We start from the raw sequence: 12,197 nt of genomic DNA on the forward strand, positions 1-12,197 counted from the left end.
GGACAGTGGTCAGCCGGCTATGCCGTAGAGGCGGTCTCCGGCGTCGCCCAGTCCCGGGACGATGTAGGACTTCTCGTTGAGTTTCTCGTCAATGGAAGCCAGCACGATAGTGACATTCGCGCCGGAAAGTTCCTCCTCCAGCTTGGCCAGGCCTTCCGGCGCGGCCAAGAGGCAGATGCAGGTCACATCCGAGGCGCCCCGTTTGAAGAGGAACTTGATAGCTTCGCGCAAGGTGCCGCCGGTAGCGAGCATGGGGTCCAGGACAAAGATCTGGCGGTCCGTGAGGTTCTCAGGCAGGCGCTCGGCATAGGTGATGATGTCCAGGGTTTCCTCATCCCGGGCCATGCCCAGGAACCCCACCTCGGCGGTGGGGACCAACTTGGTCATGCCTTCGAGCATGCCAAGCCCTGCTCGAAGGATGGGGACCACCAGCGGCGTCGGCTTGGTGAACGCCGTGCCCACGGTGCTGCTGACCGGCGTCTCGATGGTTACGGGCTGGGTGCGGACGTCGCGTGTGGCCTCGTAGGCGAGGAGCGTTACGAGCTCTTCCGTCAGCTGCCGGAAGACCGGCGACGGGGTGTTCTTGTCCCGCAGGACAGTGAGTTTATGGGCGACCAGCGGGTGGTCCACAACGAGAGTGCGCATGGGCTCAAAACTATCACCCGGCGCCCCCCTTCTCGGGCCCGGTAATACCGTCATTCTGTACCACATCACGCACAATCGGCCGGTCGAAGCTCGGAGCGGGCCCTCGGTGTTCGCGTCGCCTGACAATGTGAAAGAGCCGGTGTGCCAGAATCACGATGCACATCCACGCCAGGCCCAGCAGCCAGGCGGCAATAACGTCCGTGAGCCAATGGTGTCCGAGGAAAACCCTGCTGAGCCCCATGGCGACAATAAAGAGCGCTCCGGCGGTGATCACGGACACCCGGACCAGGGTCCGGTGAAACTGGAGGCACGCCAGGTAGACCACCAGCCCGATCACCACCGTGGTGTTCAGTGTATGGCCGCTGGGAAAGGAGGGTGAGGTTTCGAACGGCGGCACGGCGTCTGCATAGTCCGGCCTGGTGCGGCCAACGAGCCTCTTGCTAAAAGTGGTTGCCGAGATCGAAAAGGCTGCGGCGCCCCCTACCAGGACGATGGGCCGCCAGGTCCTTCCGAGGAAGGTCAGCCAAGCGGTAAGGATGCTTGCGAGGATGGGCATACCGATACCGCCGCCGATATTCGTAAATCCCGTTGCTGCAGCATCCAGCTCCGGACTCCGCAGTTCTTCCGCGAACCTCAGCGCAGGTTTGTCCAGGTTGGCCAGGCCGGCGTCGTCCACCACGTTGTAGTACACCTCAGCCCCGAGCAGCGCCAGCACTACCACGATCACGCCGCCGACCAGGATGGTGATGGTTAGGGCAGCATACGGCTTGAACCACTCTCTGAGCCGTTCTGTGATGGTGTCCACGGCTGCCTCCTTGAGTCCGCGCTGTTCAAGGCTGAATATCCTTCGAAACTATCATTGAGCCATGATCCCGGCAGAAAAGAAATACGCTGAGTGGATGGGCCTTGCGCTGGACGAGGCCAGACGCGCCCTTGCCACAGACGACGTGCCCATCGGCGCCGTCGTGATAGGGCCCGACGGCGCCGTGCTGGGTTCCGGGCGGAACCAAAGGGAGGCCCTGGGAGACCCCACCGCCCATGCCGAAGTGGTGGCGATCCGTCAGGCGGCGGACCGGTTGCGTGGGCTCTCGGCCGAGGATGGCAGCCCCCACGACGGTTGGAGGCTTGCCGAGTGCACCCTTGTGGTGACACTGGAGCCCTGCGCCATGTGCGCGGGTGCTGTGGTGCTGGCACGCATTCCCCGGGTGGTCTTCGGCGCCTGGGACGAGAAGGCCGGGGCCGCCGGTTCGGTCTTTGACGTGCTCCGGGAGCGCCGCCTCAACCATTGGGTGGAGGTCTATGCGGGCGTCCGCGAAGCGGAATGCGGGGCGTTGCTCAGGGAGTTCTTCGCCGGACACCGGACACAGCCGTAGCGGCTCCTAGCCGGCAGCGTCCAGCGCATCGATCCGGTCCTTCCGGGACGCTGGCGAGTCCAGGCTGAAGGAGCGGAAATCACCGAGCTCGGCGCGGATCCAGGCTTCAACCTCGGCGATCCGCTGACCGGTAGCGGCAGTGACACCGTCAAAGAGCCAGTGGGCGATGCGTTCTTTCGCCGGATCGTATTGCCAGAGTCCGATGATTCGGCCGCGGTCCAGGATGGGGTGGTCAGGGAGGTCGGCCTGAAGCGCCAGGGTCGAATCCAGCACCTTCCTGCCCTTGTCCCGCTCGTCGAACAAGTCCGCCGAATTCCGCCGCAGCAAGACCATCGAATCAGTGCCGGCAAGCAACTGGATCTGTTCCTCATCCGGCGCCTCAAAGGCGGCAAGCCGGGCGACGTCGTCGGGCAGCATCCACAGCACCTCGCCCGCTCCGGTGCGCACCTCCACGGCGCCGACGGCAGCGATTGCGGCCTTGCTGGCCGCCACAGTGAAGCCGGTGAACCATTGCGACTGCTTGAAAGTAGCGCCGCCGGTCCAGCCGAGGTAACGCTCCATGAGGAGGCTGCGGGCGGAGGCATCGTCCATGGTTACTGCCGGCAGTCCCCACAGTGTGTAGGCGTAGCGCTGCTGGTCCAGCCTGCCGTTGACAGGCACGCGGCGGATCCGGCCGTCCGCTTGCAGGAGTCCCAGTGCGGTGGGCAGCGTGGTGGCGGCGCCCTTCTTCTTTCCCTCCTCGCCGAGGTTCCGCACCGAATCGCCCAGCTCGTCCTTGAGCTGCCTGGGGTCAAGCGGGCCGCCCGCTTCGGCCAGTGTGTGCAGGATCTGCTCCTCCAGCAGCGTTATCTCGCCACGTTCCACGCCCATCCTGGCCAGCACACGGAACGGCGCCACCGCCGCGTCCCGGCCGACCTGAAGGGCCCAGGCGAAATCGTTGTGGCCCAGGACGTACGTGCAGCCCCGGGCGGCGGGGAGTTCATGGATCTTCAAGGACAGGACATCGTCATCTGCCTGCGCGCGGCTGATCCCTGCTCGCGCAAACAGGGTGAGGTATGGGTTGGCTCCCCCGACCGAGCGGGCCCAGCCGGCCATGCTGAAGACCTCCGCAGAATCCGCACCCTTGAGGCTGCCGTCCAGTCCCTGCCTATGCCAGGCCCACGCCCGCAGCAGGGCGGGCGTGAGCTGTTCAGGCTCGGGCAGGTCGAATCCGGTGGCGGCCGGCGCTTGCGTAGTCATGGCCTCATTGTCCATCAGCGGCAATGGCAGTGGTATCCGCTCCCGACGCCGGTTTCCCGGTCCCGTGGCCTCCCATGATCTCCAGCACCGTTCGTGCCGTGGCATCCCATCCGGGGAGCCGCACGCGTGCGGACATGGCCGCCTCGCGCCAGGCCAGCCTCAGCCGTGGTTCCTCCAGCCAGTGCCGGACCACCGCCGCCAGCGGTTCGGGGTTGTCTGAAAGGCCGACGACGGCGCCAGGCAGAGTATCGTCCGTCTCCCCTGGGTCCGTCTCGGTTGGGCGGGGGCTGGCCAACGTTAGTGCCTCCACGGTGCCGGTACCCTCCCGCACGAGGACCGGGACGCCGCGGGCGAGCGATTCGGTGACGACCATCCCGAAGGCCTCTTCCCGGGACACGAGCAGGCTCAGGTCGGCGCGGTCCCATGCGTTGTCCAGCGCCTCACCTCTCAGTTCGCCGGTCAGCTGCACCCTGTCTCCTAGCCCATGGGCGGTCACTGCGGCACGGACCTGGGCGGCATATTCCGGATCCGTTTCGTCTGACCCCACGAAGGCGGCCGTCCAGTCCAGGTCGTGAATCAGCGCCAGTGCCTCCACGCTCAGCAACTGGTCCTTGTTGGGCAGCAGCGCGGCCACCGCGATGATGTGCGGGGGGTCCGAGCCCTTGGCGACGGGTGCGGGGTCAGTGCCCGGCAGCGCAATGTGGCTGCCCGGCAGCCCGTGCAGTGACCTGATCGCAGCGGCGGTGGAACTGCTGGTGCTGATCACCCCGGCAGCGGCACACAAGGCCCGGGCCTCGCTCCCCGGATCGCCGGCGGACGGCATGTGGAGCAGGACCCAGACGGGCCTTCGAGCAGCCGCGGCATACTCGAGTTCGTCGGGGGCGCCCAAGGCGATCAAGCCGTCCACCAGAGTGACCGTTCCAGAGGTGGTTTCCGCCGAAGTCTCCCACGCCCCCAAAAGGCTCCCCAGCCGCCGTCGTTCCTTTGCGCTGGCGGCCGGCCATGAGCCCTCCACTGCCAGCACCTCAACCCGTGCACCCAACGCCTTCAGCCCTTGGGCGAGCCGCGCGTTGTAGGCGTTGCCACCTGAGTGGTGACGGATGTTGGCGGGAACCAGGAGGCGGAGGCTGAGCATATGTCAGCCTGCCAAGTCCAACGCGAACGTTGCCCAGGCGTCAGGATTCTCGCGCAGCGTGACGTCGACCCCGGCGAGCTCGCGGCCGTCGTCGTCGGCCTTAAGCTGAGCGGCCACGGATCGGGCGATGTATTCGGCGAGGGCTTCGGTGGTGGTGAGCTGGCCGTCAAAGTCAGGGTGCTCATCGAGGTTGCGGTAATTGAGCCCCGCAAGAACGTCGTCGATCAGCGACCCGGCCGCACCGATGTCCAGCACGATGGCGTCCCGGTTGAGCGCACGACGCCGAAACGTCACCTCCGCCACGAAGGTCGCCCCATGCAGTGACTGGGCAGGGCCGAAGGCCTCCCGCGGAAGGCTGTGCGCGATCATGAAATGGCGGCGGACGGTCAGGCTGAACATGGGCTACCTCTGGTCTTCGGGTTTCAGGGCTTCGGATTTCGGGTCTTCAGGTTTCTGGTCTTCGGGTGTCGCGTCTTCGGGTTCGGTGTCCGGGTACTCGATCACGTGGCAGAGGGCTTCGAGCGTGCCGTCGGTGAGCCGCTGAACTACTTCGGGCAGCTCTGCGAACGGCGACACCCCCGTAAGGAAGGCGTCGAAGACCGGGTCAGTCAGCAGCGACACGGCCAGGTCCAGGCGCTCCGCGTTGGTCCGCCGGTGGCGCCGGGCCCGCGACACTACGCCCACCTGGCTGGCACGGATGGAGAGCCGCCGGGCGTGGAAGTCCTCGCCCAATGGCAGGGTGACATTGTGGTTGGCATACCAGGACAACTCGATGATGTCGCCTTCGTCGCCGGCAAGCTGCAGACTGCGGGCCAATCCCTCCTGCGAAGCCGAGCAGTGGAACACGATGTCACAGTCGCCCAGCGCGTCATCCGGGCTTGCAAACGCCACGCCGAGGCGGTCCGCCAGGTGCTGGCGCTCCGGGTCCAGGTCCACCAGCTGCAGGCGGGCCAGCGGGAACGAGCGGAGGAGGGTGGCGACCATGCCCCCTACCAGACCGGCACCTACGACTGCGATCCGGTCCCCCAGTCGGGGGCCGGCCTCCCAGAGAGCGTTGACGGCTGTTTCCACTGTTCCGGTAAGCACCGCCCGGCGGGCAGGCACGCCGTCGGGAATCCTGGTTAGGGCATCCGTAGCGACGACGTAGCGGTCCTGGTGGGGGTTGAGGCAGAAGACCTTCTGGCCTGCCCAGCCCTCGGGCCCCTGCTCCACCACGCCCACTGAGAGGTAGCCGAATTTCACGGGTGAGGGGAAGGAGCCTTCCTGGTGTGGGGCGCGCATCTCCTGAGCGACCCTCGGGGGGACTGAACATGTGTGGACCACGATCTCCGTGCCCTTGCTGATACCCGAGTAGAGCGTCCGAACCAATGCCTCGCCCGGTCCCGGCGCGTGCAGCTCCTCGGATCGGAGCTCACCGTGCTCGGGGCCCGTGGTCCAATATGCGGTTGCCTGCGCTGCTTTACCTGATTTAGTCATCTTGCTTATGAATCTAGCCCGCTCCGGGTGGAGGGCAAAGCCTCACCACGAACTAACGCATTCGTCCCTGCTTGCGTCCCCGCATTCGGCTCCTCACCCCGCGCTACACGGGCGCTTCGCCCGGCATTCCGGAGCCTTCACTGCAGCGGCTCCAGCCCCCACGAGTACAACCCCTCTGTGAGCCAGGAGCGCAGGACCGTACGGGCGCGACGTTCACTCAACGGGCATGCTGTGATGGCCCTTGACACCGCTCGGAGTACTAGGTGTTATGGAGCTCCGCCAGTCCGGGAGGGGAACATTGGGCAGCTCTGGATCTTTGCGTGGCTCGGGATCCTCGCGCAGATTGGTGTTGAGCTCGTCTAGGTTGTGGATTTCGTGCCTGGCGTTGTTGGGCCAGTGAGGTGGTTCCCAGTTTTGTTGTTCGCTTTGGTAGTGGCGTCCGGTAGGTGAGGTCCAGCCCGGTGGTTTGTCTTTGGTGGCCTGGGTTGGTTTCCAGGCAGTGCTGTGTTTCAACCTGTGGTGTTTGCGGCAGGGTTGGCCGAGGTTGGTGATGCCGGTGGTTCCGCCTTTGTGCCAGGCGAGGAGGTGGTCTGCTTCGTTGTCCAGGGAGTGGTTGTTGCAGCCGGGGAAGGGGCATTTTCCGTCCCGAAGCCTTAGCCATTGCCGCATGGCTGTGGGGATGCGGTAGCTGGTGCGGCCGATTTCCAGGGGTGCGCCGTCGCGGGGGTCGGTCAGGACACGGTGGAAGGAGTCTGCGCCGTCGGCGACGAGCCTGCGGGCCATGGAGGCAGGGATCGGGCCGTAGCCGTCCAGGATGGCGGGTTCATCGGTGAGGCCCATCAGGGCGAACACCGGGACAGTGACCAGGACCTGGGCTTTGGGTGATGGCACCCCGCCGGAGATAGTAGTGCCGGCGTCCATAGCTCCGGTGGTGGCTGTCGTGGTGCCGGTGCCGGTAATTGTGGCCGTGTTGCCGGTGTCGGTGTCGGTGGTGGTGCCTTCGAGGAGCCAGGTGGCCATGGTGTCGGCGCGGAGTTGGGTGAGGGTCCTGTCCTCGTCCGGGCCTTGCATGGCGCGGGCTGCGGTGGTGGTCCGGTCCCAGATCCCGGCCGCGGTATCGGCGGGCAGGTAGGCGGAGAGCCAGGCCATGCCGTCCCGGTCCGGGACGTACTCGACCCGCCGGTCCAGAATGCTGCGGGTATGGCGGATCTCGATGCTGACGGGGTGGTGGCGCTCGCGCCAGGTCCTGGCTTTGGCCCGGAACCTTGAGGGGACCAGCTCCCCGGCCGGACAGCTCCACACAGACCCTGGTTTCTCAGGGTCCACGTTCAGCAGGTCGGGGGCCAGGAAATGTGACTCCAAAGCAGCGGCCCCGGCCGCGTCAAGGCCAGTGGTTTCATCGACCATCACCTGGGCGTGCTGCCACGAAATTGACCCGTCCTGCAGCGCGGCCAGCGTCCGCGGCAGGGTGGTCGTGAGCTCGCGGGACGCGGCAAGCAGGGCACCAGCGGCGCGTTCGCTCACGGTCAGCACGCACGCGACCTCCGCGACCAGGGCCATCTCCTGGGCCGTGTGCTCCTGCGGTGAAGCGGCCGGCAGCCCCATGGCCTGGGTTGCCTGCTCAAACCCCTTAGCCAACAAGACCTTCAGCCCGGCCAGCTGGGCTTCCGCCCGGGCAACCGCGCCCAGCCCGTCCAGGTAATCATCAGCCAGCTGCCGTAGCGGATCAGCATCAGATGACCTGGTCACCCATGGCTCTGCGTCCGCATCTCCGCCATCGAAAACGACAGCAAGCGCAGCGACAGAAGCCCAAATGGCCTCAAACGCCTCCACTGCCGCCCTGTTCTTCATACCCTCAGCATTTCAGGAGGGTATGACGGTAATGATGGAAGTGGCTGTGTTGCGGTGTGACTCTGGGTACGACTGACGCCCGAAGGGTTTGTCTTCTAAATGATCTGTCCGCCGCAGCACAGCTGCAGTAAAACGCGGCGGCCAGGTGGACATGACCTCATAGGAGCCTGTTCAGTGGAATCCCATTACCGTCTTTGTCTGCCCACCCGGCCGGCGTGCCCTTTATGTCCCACCGCACGCAACGGAAGGTAGGGCCAGTTTCATCATGGCAAACGAGCACCGGAAAGTCATCGTCGGGATCGACACCCACGCCGATACGCATCACGTCGCCGTCATCACCGAAACCGGCGTCCATGTCGCCGATAAGGAATTCCTGGCCGTTGGGTCCGGCTACCAAAAGATTATCGCGTTCATCACCGGCTTCGGACAGGTCCTCGCCGCCGGAGTCGAAGGCACCGGCAGCTACGGCGCCGAGCTCTCCCGTGTCCTGACCAAAGAGGGCATCGAGGTCTTGGAGGTCATGCGCCCAAACCGGCAGGGGCGCCGGCTGAAAGGGAAGTCGGATCCGTTGGATGCCTACCAGGCCGCCGAGTCCGCGTTGGCCGGCCGAGGCACCGCCACACCCAAAGCCCGGGACGGAGCCGTGGAAGCCCTGCGCGTCCTGCGGGCCGAGAGGTCCACGGCGATGCGGGCGCGGGTCGCGGTCATGAACCAGGTCCAGAGCTTCCTCGTCTCCGCCCCCGAGGCGCTGCGCGCCAAATACCGTGGCCTGACCAGCGCCGCGATGATGGCCGCGCTGGAGAAGACCCGCCCGGCAGGGGACATATCAGAACCTTTAAACGCCACCGCCACCGCGCTCAAACGCCTCGCGGTCCGCTACCGGGCACTGCATCAGGAATTGGCGCTGATCGATGCCGAACTCGACGCGATCCTCACCATCCACGCACCCATGCTCCGTGACCTGCACGGGGTTGGCACAGACGTGGCCAGCCAGCTGCTGGTCACCGTGGGAGACAACCCCGAACGGGTCGGGACCGAAGCGCAATTCGCGGCCCTCGTCGGCGTTGCACCGATCCCCGCATCCTCAGGAAAGACCAGCCGGCACCGGCTCAGCCGCGGCGGCGACCGGCAGGCCAACAAAGCCGTCCACCACGTCGCTCTGGTCCGGATGATGAGCGACACCCGCACGAAAACATATGTCGTCAGACGGCGGGGCGAAGGCAAAAGCACCAAGGAAATCATGCGCTGCCTCAAACGCTACATCGCCCGTGAAATCTATAACCAGCTCCTCCATCCGCAACCGGCACCGGACGCAGGAGCCCTCCGGGCACTGCGCAAAACCAAGAACATCACCCTCCAGGCCGCAGCGGACAACCTCCACGTCTGGCCCTCCGCACTGTCCCGGCTCGAACGGGGGCACACCCGCGACGACCTCTTCCACCAACGCTACGAACACTGGCTCAACGAACATTGACAGCTATAGGAGCATCAGTAACGGCCCAGCAGATGGCCTATGTGGAAATCCCGGCTCATATGAAAATGGATTCTGTCTTGGGGCACCGGCAGTTGCCAGGAGGGTAGCCCGCAGTTTGGGGATGGGCGCTCCGCTCCGGTACCCTAGTCAGGTTGGTGACGTGTCCGAGCGGCCGAAGGTGCAACACTCGAAATGTTGTTTGGTGTCAAAGCCAACGTGGGTTCAAATCCCACCGTCACCGCCAAGCAGCAAGACCCCTGCTTCCCTTATAGACAAGGGCAGTGGGGGTTTTGCGTTGCCGCGAACGGTCACGCCATAACGCAGCGGTAACAAAGATTTCTGCAAGCGCTCTGCGTCGGCAGGCGCCGGAGAGCAAAGCGCAGCTTGCGGTCGATTCGCTGAGCCGGGCTCCGGAGCATTTTGCCAGCGGTAGGACCTCAGTGAGAATGACAGCCGCCCCATCACCGAGCTCATAGTGCATGGCGCGCAACTCTTCAGTGCTGATCCGCCCCCGGATAAGGCCCGACACATTAAGCTCGTCGGCTGCCTGCTCGACCGTGACCGAAGCGGCGCTGCGGGGTCTCGTCAGTCACGGCAACATCCCATGGGTGTGGACCGAGCCGAGTCGGTAACATCCCTTGCCAGCGACCTTGCTTCACGATCGGATGTTTACTGAGGGCGAGCAGCTAGCCACGATGCCGACGGCCAGCTGGCGGAGCAGGTTTGTAGAGGTTCACGAACCCGGATTTATCCGAGGCGCTCGAACACCATCGTTGCCTGAATACGGTCACCGCCGCCAATCATTCCCTTGCTTCCGCTGCTCGCGGTAGTGATGGTGTGGAGTCGGTAGCCCTTCGCGGCCTGATCGTTGATGGCCTTCTCCAGGGAGGTCAGGTTGCCTGAACCTGTTCCCCACAGTTTCTCTTTGAGGATCACCTGTAGGACGACGTACTGCATGACGCTGCTCCCTTACGTTGCTGGTCAACTGGCAGCAATGCTACGCGATGGCTCGGGACGCGGTTCGGGCTCCTCGGGCGTGAGCGGAGGTGTGAATCGCAGCGATCCTGTCACGTACGGGCATCAAGGGGCAACATTTGCATCGCGAGAATGCCGCCATTTATCACTGCGATTCACAGGGCGTTTTCGACTTCTGCGTTGGTGGGGTTGTGCGTAGCAGGTGCCCTGCGAGCATGAAGCCAGAGACTTTCTGGAGCAGGTGTCAGCTGTCCGACATGTCGACGGGCTGGAACGGGACTCTGCGGGCAGCGGACCGGCCATCCACGCGGCGAACGCGTTGTGTGGAATCTTCACGCTCATCGCCTGGTCAAAGAGGCGCAGCACCGGCTCGGGAAAAGCGCGCCTTTAGCTGGAAGCCGGGCAGAGCGTCTGCGCCCCGATGAAATCCCGGGTTCCCCTGCACATGGCCTCGTCACGGACTTTGAACTGGAAGGAAATCCGCGTGCCGGTGAATGATTCGCCAGGCGCCGTCTTCGCGGCGGTAGATGTGGGTTGTGCGCATCGTGTAGTCAGCCGGGACGCCGTCAACAACGGCGTGGCTGTGCTCGAACCCGACCGTGTAGGCGAGGCTTCCGCTGGTACCGGCCGCGATGACCTCGAACTCGAACCCGGTTGCACCCGCAAACCGGAAGGCTTCCTTGCGGAACTTGGGCTCGAGATCCGTCCAGCCTGCTCCGGAGATGTGCGAACCAAACAGCGTGGTGGGGTCGTTGTGCGACCACAAAGCGATGCGGGGTGTCACGTCGCCCTTGTGCAGCGCCACGGTCATGTCCCGCTGCTTCGGCAGGATCTCGGCCAGGAAGGCCTCGGTTTCCTTTCCCATGACCGGCGGCTCACCCGTCATGACGGGCCAGTGCGGCCTGGCAACGGGACGCCGGCCTCCCCCGGCGGGAAATCCGCGTGACGATGCACGATCCGCCAGGCGCCGTCTTCACGGCGGTAGACGTGAGTCACCCGCAAGCTGTATTTCCGGGGAGTGCCTTCGACGGTGGTGGCGCTGTGCTCGTAGCCGACGGTGTAGGCGAGGTCCCCGTTTACACCGGCCGCGATGATCTCAAGATCGAACGAATCCGAGTGCGAGAACCACGAGGCGACGTTGTGGAACATGGGCTCAAGCTCTGCCCGGCCGCTGCCGCTCAGGCTCGCACCGAAGAGCGTTAGCGGATCGTTTTGCGACCAGAGAGCGAGGCGGGGGCCGGCGTCGCCGTCGTGGATTGCGGCGTCCGCGGCCTGCTGTTGGGGAACCATTTCGGCCAGGAAAGCTTCTGTCTCAGTAGACATGACCAACTCCATTACAGTGAGACTGTTTTGAATACTGTTATAATGCATCCAATGGGCGCGAAAATCAAGAGGCAGTACGACTCCACCCGCCGCCAGGAGCAGGCTGCTGAGACACGGCGAAGCATCATCGTGGCGGCGAACGAGCTGTTTGTCTCGCAGGGCTACGGGCAGACCACGGTCAAGCAGGTGGCCGAGCGGGCGGGCGTCGCCGTCGAAACTGTGTACGCGGCGTTCCGCACGAAAGCCTCGCTGCTCAGGCACGTTTGGTATGTCGATTTCCGCGGCGACGAGGCGGACGTGGCCCTATACGACAGGGCGGAGATGCAGGCCATCCTGGCCGAACCGGACCTGCCGGCCAGGATAAGGCGCCACGCCGCATTCGTGACCGCGAGCAATCGGCGGATCGCCCCTCTCCTGGGGGCCCTCACGGGAGCCGCCGCGAGCGAGCCCGACGCCGCCGCCATGCTCACCGAATGGGCCGACCGCCGCTTGGATGTGGCGACGCGTTACGCGCACGCTGCGGCCGCCACCGGGCAGCTTGGCGTCACGGAGGAGGAATGCCGCGATGTGCTGTTCGCGACCATGGACGGCACGCTCTGGACCCGGTTAGTGGGGCAGCGCGGCTGGAGCGATGAAAGGTTCTCGGAATGGCTTGCCGCGATGTGGATCAGCATGCTCGTCCGGCACTAACCCAGATCAGAGGAGG

Annotated in this window: 13 protein-coding genes and 1 tRNA gene; 4 read left to right on the plus strand and 10 right to left on the minus strand. The window is 65.0% G+C overall.

Annotated elements, in window-relative coordinates:
- Nucleotides 1-9 precede the first annotated feature (9 nt).
- Complete coding sequence (gene upp, locus QFZ40_RS16790; protein WP_306905771.1) at nucleotides 10-645, minus strand: uracil phosphoribosyltransferase; 636 nt, start codon at nucleotides 643-645, stop codon at nucleotides 10-12.
- 13 nt (nucleotides 646-658) lie between these two features.
- Nucleotides 659-1,450 (minus strand): phosphatase PAP2 family protein, encoded by a 792-nt coding sequence (locus QFZ40_RS16795; protein WP_306905772.1) that lies wholly within the window; start codon nucleotides 1,448-1,450, stop codon nucleotides 659-661.
- A 61-nt stretch (nucleotides 1,451-1,511) separates the two neighbouring features.
- Here QFZ40_RS16795 and QFZ40_RS16800 point away from each other — a divergent pair, with 61 nt between their 5' ends.
- Nucleotides 1,512-2,018, plus strand: coding sequence for a nucleoside deaminase (locus QFZ40_RS16800; protein ID WP_306905773.1), 507 nt, complete (start codon nucleotides 1,512-1,514; stop codon nucleotides 2,016-2,018).
- A 6-nt stretch (nucleotides 2,019-2,024) separates the two neighbouring features.
- Here QFZ40_RS16800 and QFZ40_RS16805 read toward each other — a convergent pair whose 3' ends face one another.
- From QFZ40_RS16805 to QFZ40_RS16825, 5 genes are all read right to left on the minus strand, one after another.
- The gene (locus QFZ40_RS16805) at nucleotides 2,025-3,257 is read right to left on the minus strand and encodes a DNA glycosylase AlkZ-like family protein (protein WP_306905774.1); all 1,233 of its coding nucleotides are present in this window, start codon (nucleotides 3,255-3,257) and stop codon (nucleotides 2,025-2,027) included.
- Between the two features lie 4 nt (nucleotides 3,258-3,261).
- The gene (locus tag QFZ40_RS16810) at nucleotides 3,262-4,392 is read right to left on the minus strand and encodes a glycosyltransferase family 4 protein (RefSeq protein ID WP_306905775.1); all 1,131 of its coding nucleotides are present in this window, start codon (nucleotides 4,390-4,392) and stop codon (nucleotides 3,262-3,264) included.
- Nucleotides 4,393-4,395: 3 nt separating this feature from the next.
- Nucleotides 4,396-4,791, minus strand: a complete 396-nt coding sequence (locus QFZ40_RS16815) for a 6-pyruvoyl trahydropterin synthase family protein (protein ID WP_306905776.1) — start codon at nucleotides 4,789-4,791, stop codon at nucleotides 4,396-4,398.
- A 3-nt stretch (nucleotides 4,792-4,794) separates the two neighbouring features.
- On the minus strand, nucleotides 4,795-5,868 hold the full coding sequence (locus QFZ40_RS16820) for a zinc-dependent alcohol dehydrogenase (RefSeq protein ID WP_306905777.1): 1,074 nt from the start codon (nucleotides 5,866-5,868) through the stop codon (nucleotides 4,795-4,797).
- A 213-nt stretch (nucleotides 5,869-6,081) separates the two neighbouring features.
- On the minus strand, nucleotides 6,082-7,719 hold the full coding sequence (locus tag QFZ40_RS16825; protein ID WP_306905778.1) for an HNH endonuclease signature motif containing protein: 1,638 nt from the start codon (nucleotides 7,717-7,719) through the stop codon (nucleotides 6,082-6,084).
- Nucleotides 7,720-7,984: 265 nt separating this feature from the next.
- On the opposite strand from QFZ40_RS16825, the gene QFZ40_RS16830 reads away from it, so the two are divergent.
- Both QFZ40_RS16830 and QFZ40_RS16835 read left to right on the plus strand, forming a co-directional pair.
- Nucleotides 7,985-9,193, plus strand: a complete 1,209-nt coding sequence (locus QFZ40_RS16830) for an IS110 family transposase (RefSeq protein ID WP_306905779.1) — start codon at nucleotides 7,985-7,987, stop codon at nucleotides 9,191-9,193.
- A gap of 154 nt (nucleotides 9,194-9,347) precedes the next feature.
- Nucleotides 9,348-9,437 (plus strand) — tRNA-Ser (locus QFZ40_RS16835).
- A gap of 503 nt (nucleotides 9,438-9,940) precedes the next feature.
- Here the strand turns inward: QFZ40_RS16835 and QFZ40_RS16840 are convergent.
- From QFZ40_RS16840 to QFZ40_RS16850, 3 genes are all read right to left on the minus strand, one after another.
- Nucleotides 9,941-10,150 (minus strand): DUF4177 domain-containing protein, encoded by a 210-nt coding sequence (locus QFZ40_RS16840; protein WP_306905780.1) that lies wholly within the window; start codon nucleotides 10,148-10,150, stop codon nucleotides 9,941-9,943.
- A gap of 472 nt (nucleotides 10,151-10,622) precedes the next feature.
- Nucleotides 10,623-11,033 carry a nuclear transport factor 2 family protein gene (locus tag QFZ40_RS16845; protein WP_306905781.1) on the minus strand — a complete coding sequence of 137 codons (411 nt, stop codon included), beginning with the start codon at nucleotides 11,031-11,033 and terminating at the stop codon, nucleotides 10,623-10,625.
- Between the two features lie 17 nt (nucleotides 11,034-11,050).
- Nucleotides 11,051-11,491, minus strand: a complete 441-nt coding sequence (locus QFZ40_RS16850; RefSeq protein WP_306905782.1) for a YybH family protein — start codon at nucleotides 11,489-11,491, stop codon at nucleotides 11,051-11,053.
- A 51-nt stretch (nucleotides 11,492-11,542) separates the two neighbouring features.
- On the opposite strand from QFZ40_RS16850, the gene QFZ40_RS16855 reads away from it, so the two are divergent.
- Nucleotides 11,543-12,181, plus strand: a complete 639-nt coding sequence (locus QFZ40_RS16855; protein WP_306905784.1) for a TetR/AcrR family transcriptional regulator — start codon at nucleotides 11,543-11,545, stop codon at nucleotides 12,179-12,181.
- Nucleotides 12,182-12,197 lie beyond the last annotated feature (16 nt).

This window comes from Arthrobacter pascens (assembly GCF_030816475.1).
In the GTDB taxonomy this organism is placed as follows: Bacteria; Actinomycetota; Actinomycetes; order Actinomycetales; family Micrococcaceae; genus Arthrobacter; species Arthrobacter pascens_B.

What these genes read in the sequence shown, in the direction of transcription:
- QFZ40_RS16820 (WP_306905777.1), bottom strand. Translation starts at nt 5,868, where the DNA reads ATGACTAAATCAGGTAAAGCAGCGCAGGCAACCGCATATTGGACCACG.
- QFZ40_RS16840 (WP_306905780.1), bottom strand. Translation starts at nt 10,150, where the DNA reads ATGCAGTACGTCGTCCTACAGGTGATCCTCAAAGAGAAACTGTGGGGA.
- QFZ40_RS16830 (WP_306905779.1), top strand. Translation starts at nt 7,985, where the DNA reads ATGGCAAACGAGCACCGGAAAGTCATCGTCGGGATCGACACCCACGCC.
- QFZ40_RS16815 (WP_306905776.1), bottom strand. Translation starts at nt 4,791, where the DNA reads ATGTTCAGCCTGACCGTCCGCCGCCATTTCATGATCGCGCACAGCCTT.
- QFZ40_RS16850 (WP_306905782.1), bottom strand. Translation starts at nt 11,491, where the DNA reads ATGTCTACTGAGACAGAAGCTTTCCTGGCCGAAATGGTTCCCCAACAG.
- QFZ40_RS16805 (WP_306905774.1), bottom strand. Translation starts at nt 3,257, where the DNA reads ATGACTACGCAAGCGCCGGCCGCCACCGGATTCGACCTGCCCGAGCCT.
- QFZ40_RS16825 (WP_306905778.1), bottom strand. Translation starts at nt 7,719, where the DNA reads ATGAAGAACAGGGCGGCAGTGGAGGCGTTTGAGGCCATTTGGGCTTCT.
- QFZ40_RS16810 (WP_306905775.1), bottom strand. Translation starts at nt 4,392, where the DNA reads ATGCTCAGCCTCCGCCTCCTGGTTCCCGCCAACATCCGTCACCACTCA.
- upp (WP_306905771.1), bottom strand. Translation starts at nt 645, where the DNA reads ATGCGCACTCTCGTTGTGGACCACCCGCTGGTCGCCCATAAACTCACT.
- QFZ40_RS16845 (WP_306905781.1), bottom strand. Translation starts at nt 11,033, where the DNA reads ATGGGAAAGGAAACCGAGGCCTTCCTGGCCGAGATCCTGCCGAAGCAG.
- QFZ40_RS16800 (WP_306905773.1), top strand. Translation starts at nt 1,512, where the DNA reads ATGATCCCGGCAGAAAAGAAATACGCTGAGTGGATGGGCCTTGCGCTG.
- QFZ40_RS16855 (WP_306905784.1), top strand. Translation starts at nt 11,543, where the DNA reads ATGGGCGCGAAAATCAAGAGGCAGTACGACTCCACCCGCCGCCAGGAG.